Here is a 14,950-nt window from a genome sequence, read left to right on the forward strand (position 1 = left end):
TAACTATCATCATTTAAGGTGTATGGATGAATTGGGATGTCCTATGCATGAAGGGAATGATTGGCGCACAAAAAAAACTTGGCGGGGGTAGCGCCAAGTTTTTTGGATCTTGATCTGATAGAGGGGTTGGGGAACAGAGAGTAGCTTCTCTCTATAACTAAATGATAATGATTATCAGTTTCATTGTCAACCATTTTTTCTATCTTTTTTCTAATAAAAAAAACAGCCATGACGGCTGTTTTTAAATTAATCCTTCCTGCTCATATAGATAAGCATACGGAAGATCTACAAACAAATACACGTCTCCCTCTAACGGATAAGAAAACGTACGTATTCGTTCTCCAGTTTCTAAATCACTGTAGATATCGCTGAAGAATCCTTTTCCGCTAATTCTCATTTGAAGAATATTCGCTAGAAAATAAGGGCGCCAGCTCCAGTTTTTCTCTATATACTCTGGCTGAAACAGCCATTCTTTCTCTTTCTTAAACACATTCCCAGTGATTTGAAACCCTTCTTCATTACACATATAAATGCGAAAGCTGCAATCGGTTAGTTCATGTGCCAGTTTTTGTATAAGTTCATCATTTGTGCTGCATGATTTTTTTAACGTACTGACGGCTTGATGTATTCGCTTATAAAAGGTTTCAGAATGTTCATAGACAGCTTGGAGTTTCTTTTTCTCATGGGCAATGAATTGCTGAAATTCTTCTTTAAGCTTTTCTTTTCGTTTGTTCCGGTCAATTAATTGTGCCGCAGGCTCGTGAAGATAGAAGCCTTGAAAATATCTTCCGCCATTTCTCCATGCATATTGCAGCTGAAAATTCGCTTCAATGTCTTCATAGATTAAAGCCGCTCCTATTTTTCTTGCAAGAAGTGAAATGCTGTATAACACATATTCATAGGAAGGAGATGGAGACGAAGCTCTTAAAGCCTGTAGATCTATTTTTAATAGATCAGGTGAAAGCAGAGCAATCCGGTCAAGATTGCTGCTTTCTTTTCCTATATTAGATACGGCGATTTTGATCCCATATGTACGATAATACGTTAACGTATGGTAAAGCTGTTCAATGTCGCCGCTAAACGTATGTTCAGTAATTTCAATGACAAACCGGCTAAGCTGAATACCCTTTGCTTCATATTCTTTTAAAAGTTCTAAAAAACTTTCGCCATGATCAAGCATGAGGACGTTCGCATCATGATTAATAAAGATGAGCAAATCTTCATCTGCGGTTGTGAAGAGATCAAGCGCTTGACTTAATACTTTGTGATCTACTTCCAATTTATATTCGTCAGGAATAGATGAATCCGTAAAGAAGGAGCCTAGACTAACTGTTCCCGACTCAAGCTTCATTCTTCCAAGAATCTCATAGCCTATCACTTTTTGTTCCTCCGCACTGAAGATCGCTTGATAGTGCGGGAAAACATCTTCAATATTCGTTAAAATATCCAATGGATCGACCATTTTCATCACCTGCTTCTCTCTTTGTGTGATTATACCATATCAAAAGCAGGTCTTACACGGTCATTCAAAATGGTGATTGGTTGAGCCATTGCCCCCCATCCATCGTGATACAATCTCCATTAATATAAGATGCATGCTCAGATAATAAGAAACTCGCAAGTTCTGCAATTTCTTCTGGTGTGCCAAGTCTACCGAGCGGAACACTATCTAATGTTCTTTGGGCAGCCTCTTCTGATTCCCACAGTTTATCTGCACCACCTGTTCTTTCAATTGGCCCCGGCGCAATGGCATTTACGCGAATGCGATATTGCTTTCCCCATTCGACTGCAAGCGTTCTGGTAAGTGATAGTACGCCTGCTTTTGCGGCTGCTGAATGCGCTACACCAACACCAGCCCCCCATGCATATGTGGCGACCATGTTGATCATACTTCCGCTTTTCTTTTGACGAATCCAATAGTTGCCCACTGCATGGCTGCAAAAAAAGGTGCCATTTAGCACAATATCAATGACCGCTTTCCAGCCGTTAGGAGACAGTTTTTCTGCTGGAACTAAAAAGTTGCCTGCTGCGTTATTGATGAGTGCATCCACATCACCAAATGTATCTACTGCAAACTTCACCATTTGATCAGCATCTTCTGGATGTCGCACGTCCATTTGAAAATAAGCGATCGAACCACCTTGCTGTTTGATTTCATTTGCCGTTGTTTCAAGGGTCTCTTCTGTTCTTCCAGTAATCAAAACATTCCAGCCCCCGAGTGCCAAATGAGTCGCCATCGCCTTTCCCATTCCGCTTGATCCCCCTGTGACAATCACTGTTTGCTTCGTCATTTGTTCTCCTCCTTTGTGTGTTTTGAATGACTATTCATTCATTATCCATCTATCATATCATGATTTCCCCTCCATACACCATATGGGAGATTCATCAAAAATCATGCTATACTTAATTTTATTTTTAAAGGAGTCTTATATGAAGCAACTTTCCCGTAGGCAATTTTTAAAAGGAGCAGCTGGTGCGAGTATTCTCGGACTTTTGGCGACTACATCCGGTTATGGCTATGCTCGGTACATTGAACCGCGCATGATCGACACCGTATCACTCACTATTCATGATGCTCAGCTACCGGCTTCTTTTGACCAATTTAAAATTGCGCAATTTAGTGACGTTCATTTAAGTGATACATTTTCGGCAAAAGATTTAGAGACTGTTGTCCAAAAAATCAACGCTGCATCTCCCGATCTCATTGTGTTTACAGGTGATCTTGTTGATTTTGAATCATCGATTGAAGAACATGAAAAAGCCAAAGCCTCTTTGTCTAAGCTTGATGCTCCGTTTGGAAAGTTTGCCATATGCGGAAATCATGACTACGGACCTTTTGGCATCGATCTATATGAGGAAACGATGAAAGCTTGCGGTTTTACATTATGTAAAAATGAAGTGTTTCACTTAGAAAAAGAAGGCGGACGCATACAGATCGCTACACTGGATGACCTCATGATGAGTATGCCTGATTACCATTTCATCAAACGAGAAGTCTCTTCTGATCTCTTTACGTTATTGCTTGTGCATGAGCCTGATGCCGCACTAGAGCTTGAAACAATACCTATTAACTTGCAGCTTTCTGGGCATACGCATGGTGGTCAAATACAGTTTCCTTTCTATGGACCGATTCTCACAGCACCTTTTGGGCGTACATATGTCGAAGGCTTATACGGTAGCTATCAGCACCGTATTTATGTCAACCGCGGGCTTGGGACAACTAGACTGCCGCTTCGGTTTTTAGCCAAACCTGAAATCACTTTTTTCACCTTAACATCTCACGTGTAAAGAGAAGCCAAATCACCTTTTCCTGCATATGTATAAACAAAGATCATTCTCATGACAAATGTTAGGAGAAACCTTACTGGGCCTGATCCCGTCCATATAGTATATGTGAGGCGGGGATCATGGCTTCTTTTATTTGAGTAAAAGGAGTGTGCTTTCGTGCTGCGATACACGGTAAAAAGTGGAGAAACACTTGCTTCAATAGCACTTGATTTTCGAACAACGACAGATGCTTTAAAGGCTGCAAATCCGTCACTTCAAACCCGCGAGCCAGAACAAAATGAAGTCATCATCATCCCTGGGTTACCGGATCCTAACACGATCCCTTACCGCATATCTGTGTCAATTTCAGCGAAACGTCTCGTACTGTTTTCTGGATCACAGCTCTTGCGCTCATACCCGATCGCAACTGGCAGAATATTAAACATGACACCGACAGGTTCTTATTATATTGTCAACAGACAGCCAAACCCAGGAGGTCCCTTTGGCGCCTATTGGCTGAGCCTTTCAAAAGTTCATTACGGCATCCATGGAACGAATAACCCGTCTTCAATTGGTAAAGCTGTGTCTAGAGGGTGCATTCGCATGTACAATCAGAATGTCATCGAACTTGCTTCAATAGTTCCAAATGGAACACCTGTGACCATTAGCCAGTAGGAGAAATCAATTGTACGAATGGTTAAAATTTTATATGATAGAAAGTGGGATCTTCAGGTTAAGGAGCGTATTTATGGATATTTTTAAAAACAGAAATTTTGTTCGTCTCTTTTTTGCAGCACTTGCCTCGCAAATGGGGACAACAGTAGGCAATATGGCGTTTGCCTTTTATTTGCTCGATCATTTTAGTCATCAGCCCGCTTACGCCACTTTAGCAGAGCTAATGTATTCACTGCCTACGATCTTTGTCTTTTTTATGGTCGGTGTGGTCGCAGACCGTTTTGATCGTAAAAAAGTCGCAGAGAATTGTGATTGGATACGAGCTGGGCTGACGATCGTTTTATTTATCGTCATTTATTTTAATTCACTGCCGCTTATTTTCTTGATCTTGTTTATACGAAGCGCCATTACGAAGTTCTTCTATCCAGCTGAAGCCTCTCTCGTTCAGGCCATTTTAAATAAAGATCAATATGCAAAAGCTGCTGGTTTAAATCAGATGCTGTTTAGTTTGTTTATGGTATTTGGTGTTGGAATAGGTGCCATTATGTATAAAACGATTGGACTTCACGGTGCTATTACCATTGATTTGGTCAGTTTTATTATTTCCGGTATTCTCATTCGATCATGCAATATTCCAATTGAAGCACGACAGCCAAATGGACAAGCAGGCTGGAAAGGCATGACCGTTAAGACGTCTCTAAAAGATTTTAAAGAAGGCATTCTCTATATTTTAAAAAATAAATTATTGGCTTCTTTAATTTTCGGCTTTTTTGTTTTTGGTCTTGTGAATGGCGCATTTGCCGTTCTTCCGATGTTTACAATGAAATACGGTCTTTCACCGGACCATTTTGAACTGCATACATCCTTTTTTACGATCGCAATCGGTGCCGGACTTCTAGTTGGAAGCTTACTTGGCTCTATTCTTGCGAAAAAGGTAAAGATGCAATATCTCATGTCGATTCCAATTCTAGTTGCAGGTATTTTAATTTTTGTCCTTGGTTCTACCCATACATTATGGTTATTTTATGTCACATCATTTGTCATTGGTACATGTATTGGTCCAGTCAACATTGTCATTGGAGGCTGGCTCCCAAGAATTGTTCACCCTCGTCTGATGGGACGCGTATCAGGGTGGGTTGATCCGCTTACCATGTTTGCACAATCAATGACGCTAGGTTTAATTGCCGTGTTATTTCCAAAGCTCATCACCAATGTTTCTTACATTTATTACGGAATGGGTATTATTATTTTACTCGTCTTCCTTTTTTACTTCATTACACTGCCAAAGTTCAGCAGAGAAGCTGCCGATTTAGATGTGCAACGTGAATTAAAAGGACAGGGAGTACAATAGATGAAGCAAAAAGGGCTAAAATAATGTTTATTTTAGCCCTTTTTCTTCTTTTCAGCGTGATAGAAAACCTTTGCAGTCTAAGAAGGACGAGTACTGGCGCGGAGCGAATTTCACATTCGTGAGCACCAGCACGCAGGACTGACAAAGAATGCGAGGGTTTGTCTACACGCTGAGGACTTTCTTCTATAGAAAGTCCTTTTTTCATGGCAGTAACATAAACGACGATTATTTTTTCTGCTCATCGAAATGATTTGAAGCAAAATGAACGATTCTATCGACTGTATAAATGCTGATAAATAAGATGATAAAAAGAAGAAAAGGATGAATCGGCCGATCATCTATCATATACACAATGCCTCCAACCACAAAAGCGACCAATAAAGGCGTTAAAATATCTTTCAATCTAAACCGTCCTTTCTGTTCTCATTGACTTTGATCTTCTTATCTTACAACCAATTTTCCTTTTTATGAAATAAAAGGAATGTTTATAAATGCAACATTTTTAATAAAAATTCTTTACAATATTGGAAGTTTTATAGTAATATAGTCAGGTTGGAGGTGAGGGGTATGCTAAAAAGCTATTATTTTATTCATACAAAAAATGATCAAGGACAATACGTTGTACATACAGAAGACTGCGCATTTTTAGGTGATGCAGCAAGTCGTACATTGATTGGTCTACACATGAACAGTGAAAGCGCCATGGATGAAGCCAAAAAAATGACGAGTGAAACTGATTTTAACGGCTGTTTTTACTGTGCTTATTCTAGCCATACGAAATAGTCCATGATCTTAAGCCATATGTTCGACCATGATTGTCTTGCATATGGTAGATTTTATCCGGCAATCCCGTTCTCATATAAGTCATTAACTACCCATTTATTTTAAAATAGGTAGTTATCTATGTTTAATAGTTCACTTTATATACATTTCACATATTTAATTTACCTTATCATCTATCAATGAACCCAATTTCTTCTTTTCCCCTCTTATTTTAGGCTGGTATAATGCCATGAATAATATCATGTATACAATACACGCTGTCCCTATCCACTGGAAAAGACCAAATGGCTCTTTTAACCAGAAAACAGTGGTTATCACTGCTGCAAGGGGTTCGACACTTCCAATTAAGCTTGAGTCCTTCGGAGATAAATACTTCAAACTTTCGATGTAAAACCAAAAAGCGACCATCGTTCCAAATACAATGACAAATAATAAATAGATATACGCTTCAAAAGGTAATTGAGACAGATTCACCTTCCATGGAGGATGGACCAAGCTAAGGGCAGCTCCCCCTATAAGCATCGCCCAGCCAACAACAACAAGTGAATCGAATTGTTTTAACAGGTTGATTGGATATAACGTATAAAAGGACAATGCCACGGCTGATAGTATTCCCCAAAATACCGCGACAGCTGGAACAGTTAATGTGGAAACGGAACCATTCGTCAATAAGAGAAACATGCCAACCAAAGCCAATGCGACCGTCAACATATCTCTTTTTGTAAAAGTGGATTGCCGGCGAAATACTAGATACACGATAATCATGACAGGTGCTGTATACTGTAGCAATGTAGCTACCGCAGCATTCCCATGATGAATGGACACCATATAAGTATATTGAACAGCTAACATGCCCATTAGTCCAAATATCAGCACTTGAATGGCCGTACTCTTCATTTTCAACACGCCAATCAATTGCGTGCGTTCTTTCGTCATGTAATGAACAAATAAAAGCAACCCGCCTGAAATGAGCAGCCTGACAGTGACCAGCCAATGGACGTCAATTCCATATTGCTGAAACAATTTTTGTGAAACGGTTCCTCCTACTCCCCAACAGATAGCTCCTATCAGTACAAGAAAGATTCCCTTTCTCCTCTTCATTTTTATTCTCCTCAATTCTAAAAAAATCATGATAATATAGTTGATAGTAGTTCAATTTTTTACATATTGATATATCAATTGAACATAAAAATAAAAGAATATTGAGGAGAACCATGCACAATCATCATTTTCTTATTGACAACAATCTGAAAGAATTAACGGAGCATTCAACCACCACATGGCCTATTGCTCTATATCATACAAAGATTCGTGATCATATGAGCGGATATATCCCTCTTCATTGGCACGACGAATTTCAATTCGTCTTTATTTTAGAGGGAGAGGCTGAGTTTCACATTAACGAGAAGATATTGAACATTCAGCAAGGAGATGGTGTATTCATCAACAGTGGCTGCTTACACATGGCAAAGGATGCAAATGGGACGACATGTACTTATATTTGTTTAAACGTTTCACCTCACTTCATCACAGCCAATGAGTTATTCACCACGTTCGTTCATCCATATATGCATGCGAGTCAAACACCTTTTATTTTATTCAACCGAAAAGACGGATGGCCAAACCGAATCTATCAATGTATACAAATCATTCAACGATTAATCGAACAAACTCCGGCATATTATGAACTCGAACTTAATATACAGCTCATCACGATTTGGAAATGCCTTTTACAAAATCGTTTTCAACTGACATATGATGCTCGTAAGCACGATAGAAATGAACGTATGAAACATATGCTGAATTGGATTCATGAACATTATCATGAAAAGGTTCTTCTTCAAGATATCGCTCGTGAAGGACAATTAAGCCGCTCTGAATGCTGTAGATATTTCAATGATATTTTAAAGAAATCTCCTATACATTATGTGAATGAATATCGAATTCAACAAAGCCTCATTTTGCTTCAAAAGACGGACTTAAACATAACAGAAATCGCCTACCAAGTTGGCTTCAGCAGCACTAGTTATTTTATTAGTATTTTTAAAAGAGTAAAAAATACAACACCTTTATCATATAGAAAATCAAAGGCATCGTTTACATCCAACTGAAACGCCTAGTTGGAAAGGATACCGGATAAATGATGGTGCTCTTGCTAAGAAGGATTCATTCATTGTTCTTCTTCACGTTTCAGAATCATCATGAATGGCTATTGTAAATAAGAGTGATGAAAATCTAATGGTTTTTACAATAAGTCTATTTGCAATTTACTAATAAAAACGTATAATTTATACTAAGCACAGGAAGACGAAAGACAAAGGAGAGAAAAAATGGACGATTATGCTCATACTAAAGACATAGAACCTACAGCAGAAAACATCGCAAAAGCCATTTATACTGTTAACCGCCATGCTAAAACCGCACCAAATCCCAAGTTTCTTTATCTTTTGAAAAAACGTGCGCTGCAAAAACTATTGCAAGAAGGTAAAGGAAGAAAAGTGGGCCTACATTTCTCTAACAATCCCAGATATAGTCAACAACAGTCCGACGTGCTGATTGAAATTGGAGATTATTATTTTCATCTGCCACCAACCAAAGAAGACTTCGAATTTTTGCCACACTTAGGAAATTTAAATCAATCATATCGCAATCCAAAAGCGAATATGTCATTAAATCGAGCGAAACAAATACTTCAAACGTATGTCGGTTTAAAAGAAAAACCTGCCGCCACAAAACAAAAATCACATTATACAAAACCCGTCTTCAAACGGCTCGGGGAAAGTTATTTTTAAACAGAAAAACCACTCAAAGCGAGTGGTTTTTCAGATTATGGACAAAGGGCTAAAATGTTGTTTATTTTAGCTCTTTGTCTTCTTTTCAGCGTGAAAGAAAACCTTTGCAGCCCTAGGAAGGACAAGTACTGGCGCGGAGCGAATTTGGCATTCGTGAGCACCAGAGCGCAGGACTGACAAAGAATGCGAGGGTTTGTCTACACGCTGAAAAACCACTCAAAGCGAGTGGTTTTTTCTTTAGATAATAAAATGATCTACTTTTTCAATCAGCTGATGAATTTCTGGTTTACTAATTTGATCATCTGCACCGATGGTTTCCCCTTTATGACGCAGATCGTCCGTAATTAATGAAGAGAAAATGAGAATTGGAATGGACTGTGTTAAAGGATTGTCCTTCAGCAGCTTTGTTAATCGATGTCCATCCATTTTTGGCATTTCTATATCTGTAATAATCATATCAATTTCTTCTGTCACACTAATGCCTTTACTGACAAGATCCATGACATGGTCATATGCTTGTTTTCCATCTTCAAAGGTCACAATGTTTTTATAGCCTGCCTCGGTTAATTCATTTGTTAATAAGCGCATAAGAAGCGGAGAATCTTCAACAACATACAGCTTCTTCCCTGTTCTTCTCTCGTCTTTCTCACCGTCAAACATATGATATGTGTCTACACCAGATGCAGATTCAATATCATAGATGATTTTTTCGTAATCTGGAAGGAAAATCATTTTCTCGTCAAGCTTGATGATCCCTGTTAAATGACGGTCCATTCCTTGATTGAGTGCAGTTGGTTTTTCAATCTCTTCCCAGCTGACGCGGTGAATTTGTGATACCGTTCCTGTATGGAACACAAATTTCCGTTGGTTGAATTCAGTCACAATGTATTTCTCTTGTTCTGACTGATCTGACTCGACATTAAAAAAGGAAAATAGATTGATGACTGGTAAAATCTCGCCTCGTAAACTAATCATCCCTTCTACATCTTGGTGAGAGTGCGGTACAACTGTCACCTCAACTGGCTGAATAATTTCTCTTACTTTCATGACGTTAATGCCGAATTGATTTGAACCAATTTCAAACTTCACAATTTCCAATTCATTAGTACCAGAGTCAAGTAAAATTTCTTGTTTGTTTAAAGCCACGGAAATCCCTCTATTCTTCAATATAAGATTGTACTTTTTATATCGGCAGCATGGGTAAAAAGTTGACGTTTCTTTACGCTTTCTCTCGCACGAATTGATGAATCACAAGTCCTATGGCTGCAAGGATGAGCAAAGACCCTAATGCAAGACGGCTTGCGAGATTCCCATGTGATGCAAATAGAAGTGTGACGGAGCCATAAATGATGGGACCAACAATTGAAGACACCTTTCCCGAAAACGCAAAGAGACCAAAAAATTGTCCTCGTTTTTCTTTAGGCGTCAGCTCAATAATGAGGATTCGTGATGATCCCCAGCTCGCGCCAAGTGAAATGCCAAATAAACTGCCTGCTACCCAGAAGACCCATTCCGTTGTCGCTGTCACAGCTAGAATGAGCGCCACAATTAAAATGACATACACGACTGTAATCGAGCGCTTTGCCCCGATGGCCTTTGTGACATATCCGAATAGAAACGAGCCAATGATACTTGAAATCGTGGACACAAGATAAAGCAAAATAAATTGACCTGCGGTAAAACCAATGATAATTTTTGCATAAACAGCCATCATCGCAATCGCTGTCTGCAACGCATCATTCATAAAAAAGAAGGCGATCATAAAAATAAAGGCCGGTTTGTACTGCTTCATCTCTTTAAATGTACGAATAATCTCTTTATACCCGCTGAAAAAAGACGACTTTTTCTCTTGCTGCGGGAGAGGTTGAGGATCTTTTATAATAAAGAGAAAGGGCAGAAAAAAGAGAAAGAATAAAAGGGCTGTCGGAATAAATGCTTCATGAAACTGGTCATTTCCTACAAGTAAATAAACAGAAAGGCCGACAAGTGTACCTAAATAGCCGACAGCAATACCGAATCCAGAAATGAGGGGGATTTCATCCTTTGTCCCAAGATCGGGCAAAATGGTGTCATAAAAAACAAGACTAGAGTGATAGAAAAATTTGGCGATAACAAACAAGGTAACCACCACCAATAAGGAGACAGGAAGACCAAACCATTCGCTTGAGAAATCAATCCCAGCAAAGATCCCCATCATAAAGGTACAGGCAATACAAATCAGGGTAAACACCGTGATATACCGCTTCTTTTTCCCTGTACGATCAATCAGCACACCATATAAAGGCGTAAAAATGACGAGGAAAAAGCTTGCAAGTGCGTTCGCATAAGAAATAAATGTACTAGCGATTTGATCCATCCTCGCACTGTCGCCTATCGTCTCCTGCAAGTAAAACGGGAAGAAAATGGTGATCATATTCGATGAAAATATCGTATTTGCAAAATCATACAATGCCCAGGCCAAAACAGGTGCTGTGAAAAAGAGCCCGAAGCTTGCCCCTTTTTTCTGAACGGTCATTTTCCCTCTTTTCAATAGATTGACTCCCTTCTCTGCTTTTATTTTCACTATCATTCTACTTTATGTGACGTTTCCCTCTTCCATACAAGCAATCTATACAAAAAACACCCCTTACTATTTAGCAGAGGTGCTTCTTTTCATTATTTCTTTACGACAATGGTACTTGCAATCAAGTCGTGAAGTGCTTGTTTTTTTTCTGTGAAAAACGCAATGATGTAGCCAATGAATAAGATTGGAGACAAAAAGCCTTTTGCAAAAAAGCGGCCTGTCGCGCGCCCGAATGTTATTTTTCCACCCGTTACTTTTGTCACTTTGATGCCAAGAGCCATCTTGCCAAGAGTTCCTTGCAACTTTGATGATTCCATGATCGCATAATAAAGCCAAGTCACCGCGATACCGATTAAGGTCGTTACGCCATAGAAAAAGAGAAGGCCCACAATGACTGCCCATTCTTCATCCGTGATCACCGTTGAAGAATAGTAATAGCTATCATCATACATTAAAAATGCCGCCTCAGGGCTTGAGACAAAAAAGAGTGTTGCGAGAATAAATACAATGATTGAAAATGGTACACTAATAATGACACCGTCTAAAAGATGAGCAAGAAAACGGTAACCTACTCCAGCTAGTTCAGGATGTTTTTCTTCTTGAATAGGTGCTTCTGACATGTTTGTTTCCATCCTATTTCTCCTTTATTATGTATGTTTTCTATAAATTTCTTATAATCATTCGTTATTATATCTTATGAATATCGCAAGATCAATGGAGCTTTACATTTTTACATGAATTTTAGATCATTTTTAAATGATGATTTATGTGAATAAATACTGAAAATTCACGAAAATTATGGCACATCTAGTTCTTTCAACGCCTGATTTTTTAACATTTTGTGATATTTTCCTCTCATTTCGATTCTTCTGTTGACAATCACGTTTCACATGGTACAATAGTCAAGGATTTTTTAAAGAAAGGTGTTCATGATGGGAACTGTCGTACTATTAAAGAACAACGAAATGACTGTGATTGAAGATATTTGCGAAGCTGATTTTTTAGATATGAAACATGGTTTATCAAATGAAGATGCTGCTTATATCTCTTGGTATGAAGATTACGATACTGCTTATGGATATTGATTTCATTTCATAGATGAAGCGTAAAAAAAGGCGATACAACCTTCAAAGAGGTGGTATCGCCTTTTTACGTTTGCGTGCTTCTTTCACTTTCAGGTTCTACATGAATAAAGATTTGTGCATGCGGAAACGCCTGCTGGATGTTCTCTTCAATTCGATCACATAATTGGTGAACATCTTCAATGGTTGTTTTTCCATGAACAATCAAATGGAAGTCAATATATTCTTCAGCACCGGATCGTCTTGTTCGAAAGTCATGATATTCAATGAATTCTTGGCTGAATGTTTGAATGATGGCCTCTATTGCTTGTTCTTCTTCCGCGGTTAACCGGGCGTCAACAAGCGGCGGGAAGGCTTCCTTCATGAGTTTAAACGCTTCACGCATAATATAGAGCGCTAGCACCATTCCAATAATCGGATCGAGGAAATACCAGTCCGTTAATGCAACAAGCAATAAACTAATAGCGACCCCTAGTGACGTAAACACATCTGTTAAAAGATGCAGCGCATTCGATTTCATGGCAACAGAATGTACTCGCTCTGCCTCTTTGTTCACAACTCTCGACACAACAAAATTGATAAGTGCCCCGATCAGCATGACCACAATACCAAGTACCGGCAGTTTAACAGGCTCTGGATGCATTAATTTATGAACACATTCATAAATGATCCAAATCCCAGCAACAAAAATCAACAAAGTTTCAATCGTTCCAGAAATATTCTCAACTTTCCCATGTCCATAAGGATGTTTTGAATCTGCCGGCTTTCTTGAAATACGAACAGAGATAAATGCAATAAAAGAGGCCATTAAATCGAGAAAAGAGTGAATGGCTTCTGATAAAACCGCAACAGATCCAGTTAACACCCCTACAATGATTTTAAGGACCACAACAAACGTATTACTCATGACGGATAAAAAGGCTATTTTCGATGTCTTTGCTGATTGATCCATCTATTATCGTCCTCCTTCAGGAGATCGTATGCCTGTGAAAGCAATTCCCATGACTCGATTCTCTCGTTCTTTCAGTTTATACCGTTTTGCCTTATTCTAATCATCTTAAGCAGAGCTGTATTTTCCGAGCAGGTTACGCTATAATAAATGTTGCTCTTTCTTCATCTATCACTCATGCTGTGATGGATAGGAGAATAGACTACATATAACGATATCCGAAGCCTTTCCGCAGGTGACATTTATGCAGTGAATGGTAAAATAGGATAAAAACATAAATTTTTAAGGTGATGAGAAATGGAGCATTTGCTGAATCCAAGAGTAAAGGATATTGAAATTTCAGGCATTCGAACATTTTCAAATCTCGTATCTTCATATGAGGATGTCGTTTCATTGACCATAGGTCAGCCCGATTTTTATACGCCGCATCATGTCAAAACAGCTGCCAAAACAGCCATTGACGAGAATTTCACCTCGTATACTCATAACGCTGGGTTTCTAGAGCTAAGACAAGCGATCCAGCAATACATCAAAAAGAAAGTCCATCTTGATTATGATGCAGAGACAGAAATCATTGTGACAACAGGTGCGAGTCAAGCAATTGATGCTGCGTTTCGAACCATTTTGACTGAAGGCGATGAGGTCATCCTGCCCGGCCCTGTGTACCCTGGCTATGAACCGATCATTCGGATGTGCGGTGCGGTGCCCGTGCATATTGACACAACAAATGCCGGTTTTAAATTAAATGCCAAGCTGATTGAAGATGCATTAACGGAAAAGACAAAGTGTGTTGTCCTTCCATACCCTTCAAATCCAACTGGGGTCACGCTATCAGAAGAAGAATTGAAAGAAATTGCACAGCTTCTTGAAGGAAAGGATATTTTTATTCTATCTGATGAAATTTATAGTGAGCTGACATTTGATCGTCCACATCATTCCATTGCTTCTTTCTTAAAGGAACAGACGATTGTCATCAATGGACTGTCAAAATCTCATAGCATGACCGGATGGAGAATCGGCTTTTTATTTGCTTCCGCTCCTATTGCTAAACATGTATTAAAAGTACATCAATATAACGTGTCTTGTGCCTCGGCTATCTCACAAAAGGCGGCACTTGAAGCAGTGACAAATGGTGTGGATGATGCACTGATCATGAGAGAGCAATATAAGAAAAGACTCGACTATGTATATGATCGACTCATTTCTATGGGGCTTCCGGTCATTAAGCCTTCCGGCGCTTTTTATATTTTCCCTTCCATTGAATCGTTTGGGATGAGTTCATTTGATTTTTGCATGGAGTTGTTAGAAAGTACAAAACTTGCGGTCGTACCTGGTTCTGCTTTCTCTTCACTCGGAGAAGGATATGTGCGCCTTTCCTATGCATATTCACTTGAAACGTTAAAAGAAGGACTTGACCGTCTCGAACAATTTGTTCTTGAAAAGCGTTCCATACAATCAACAGACGGATGAAACAACGGCTCTCTTGCC

Annotated in this window: 16 protein-coding genes; 8 read left to right on the forward strand and 8 right to left on the reverse strand. The window is 39.1% G+C overall.

The window, feature by feature from the left end; all coding sequences use genetic code 11:
* Positions 1-241: 241 nt before the first annotated feature.
* Both N521_RS16535 and fadH read right to left on the reverse strand, forming a co-directional pair.
* Positions 242-1,462: an EAL domain-containing protein gene (locus N521_RS16535; protein WP_025207260.1), complete on the reverse strand. Its 1,221-nt coding sequence runs from the start codon at positions 1,460-1,462 to the stop codon at positions 242-244.
* Between the two features lie 64 nt (positions 1,463-1,526).
* Positions 1,527-2,291, reverse strand: a complete 765-nt coding sequence (fadH, locus tag N521_RS16540) for a 2,4-dienoyl-CoA reductase (protein WP_007498678.1) — start codon at positions 2,289-2,291, stop codon at positions 1,527-1,529.
* 139 nt (positions 2,292-2,430) lie between these two features.
* Here fadH and N521_RS16545 point away from each other — a divergent pair, with 139 nt between their 5' ends.
* The 3 genes from N521_RS16545 to N521_RS16555 all read left to right on the forward strand — a co-directional run bounded on the left by N521_RS16545 (position 2,431) and on the right by N521_RS16555 (position 5,293).
* A complete protein-coding gene (locus N521_RS16545) occupies positions 2,431-3,288 on the forward strand; it encodes a metallophosphoesterase (protein WP_035392214.1) in 858 nt (285 codons plus the stop codon).
* 156 nt (positions 3,289-3,444) lie between these two features.
* On the forward strand, positions 3,445-3,942 hold the full coding sequence (locus N521_RS16550) for a L,D-transpeptidase family protein (RefSeq protein ID WP_019743906.1): 498 nt from the start codon (positions 3,445-3,447) through the stop codon (positions 3,940-3,942).
* Between the two features lie 73 nt (positions 3,943-4,015).
* Positions 4,016-5,293, forward strand: coding sequence for an MFS transporter (locus tag N521_RS16555; protein WP_008348012.1), 1,278 nt, complete (start codon positions 4,016-4,018; stop codon positions 5,291-5,293).
* Positions 5,294-5,518: 225 nt separating this feature from the next.
* Here N521_RS16555 and N521_RS19710 read toward each other — a convergent pair whose 3' ends face one another.
* On the reverse strand, positions 5,519-5,695 hold the full coding sequence (locus tag N521_RS19710; RefSeq protein WP_164071367.1) for a hypothetical protein: 177 nt from the start codon (positions 5,693-5,695) through the stop codon (positions 5,519-5,521).
* A 165-nt stretch (positions 5,696-5,860) separates the two neighbouring features.
* On the opposite strand from N521_RS19710, the gene N521_RS16560 reads away from it, so the two are divergent.
* The gene (locus tag N521_RS16560; protein WP_008348016.1) at positions 5,861-6,076 is read left to right on the forward strand and encodes a hypothetical protein; all 216 of its coding nucleotides are present in this window, start codon (positions 5,861-5,863) and stop codon (positions 6,074-6,076) included.
* A 156-nt stretch (positions 6,077-6,232) separates the two neighbouring features.
* On the opposite strand, the gene N521_RS16565 is transcribed toward N521_RS16560, so the two are convergent.
* Positions 6,233-7,177, reverse strand: a complete 945-nt coding sequence (locus N521_RS16565) for a DMT family transporter (protein ID WP_035392217.1) — start codon at positions 7,175-7,177, stop codon at positions 6,233-6,235.
* A 113-nt stretch (positions 7,178-7,290) separates the two neighbouring features.
* On the opposite strand from N521_RS16565, the gene N521_RS16570 reads away from it, so the two are divergent.
* Positions 7,291-8,187, forward strand: a complete 897-nt coding sequence (locus tag N521_RS16570) for a helix-turn-helix domain-containing protein (RefSeq protein WP_035392220.1) — start codon at positions 7,291-7,293, stop codon at positions 8,185-8,187.
* Between the two features lie 219 nt (positions 8,188-8,406).
* A complete protein-coding gene (locus tag N521_RS16575; protein WP_007498684.1) occupies positions 8,407-8,868 on the forward strand; it encodes a YkyB family protein in 462 nt (153 codons plus the stop codon).
* A 237-nt stretch (positions 8,869-9,105) separates the two neighbouring features.
* On the opposite strand, the gene N521_RS16580 is transcribed toward N521_RS16575, so the two are convergent.
* The 3 genes from N521_RS16580 to N521_RS16590 all read right to left on the reverse strand — a co-directional run bounded on the left by N521_RS16580 (position 9,106) and on the right by N521_RS16590 (position 12,063).
* Positions 9,106-10,014 (reverse strand): chemotaxis protein, encoded by a 909-nt coding sequence (locus N521_RS16580; protein ID WP_008348035.1) that lies wholly within the window; start codon positions 10,012-10,014, stop codon positions 9,106-9,108.
* Between the two features lie 73 nt (positions 10,015-10,087).
* Positions 10,088-11,398, reverse strand: coding sequence for an MFS transporter (locus N521_RS16585; protein WP_035392222.1), 1,311 nt, complete (start codon positions 11,396-11,398; stop codon positions 10,088-10,090).
* A 125-nt stretch (positions 11,399-11,523) separates the two neighbouring features.
* Positions 11,524-12,063: an RDD family protein gene (locus N521_RS16590; protein WP_007498690.1), complete on the reverse strand. Its 540-nt coding sequence runs from the start codon at positions 12,061-12,063 to the stop codon at positions 11,524-11,526.
* 300 nt (positions 12,064-12,363) lie between these two features.
* Between N521_RS16590 and N521_RS19715 the strand changes: the two genes are divergently transcribed.
* A complete protein-coding gene (locus N521_RS19715) occupies positions 12,364-12,516 on the forward strand; it encodes a hypothetical protein (protein ID WP_017367142.1) in 153 nt (50 codons plus the stop codon).
* 64 nt (positions 12,517-12,580) lie between these two features.
* On the opposite strand, the gene N521_RS16595 is transcribed toward N521_RS19715, so the two are convergent.
* Positions 12,581-13,465 (reverse strand): cation diffusion facilitator family transporter, encoded by an 885-nt coding sequence (locus N521_RS16595; protein WP_035392224.1) that lies wholly within the window; start codon positions 13,463-13,465, stop codon positions 12,581-12,583.
* A 294-nt stretch (positions 13,466-13,759) separates the two neighbouring features.
* Here N521_RS16595 and N521_RS16600 point away from each other — a divergent pair, with 294 nt between their 5' ends.
* Positions 13,760-14,932, forward strand: coding sequence for an aminotransferase A (locus N521_RS16600; RefSeq protein ID WP_035392226.1), 1,173 nt, complete (start codon positions 13,760-13,762; stop codon positions 14,930-14,932).
* The last annotated feature ends 18 nt before the right edge of the window (positions 14,933-14,950 follow it).

Source organism: Bacillus sp. UNC125MFCrub1.1, assembly GCF_000701305.1.
Lineage (GTDB): Bacteria > Bacillota > Bacilli > Bacillales > Bacillaceae > Bacillus > Bacillus altitudinis.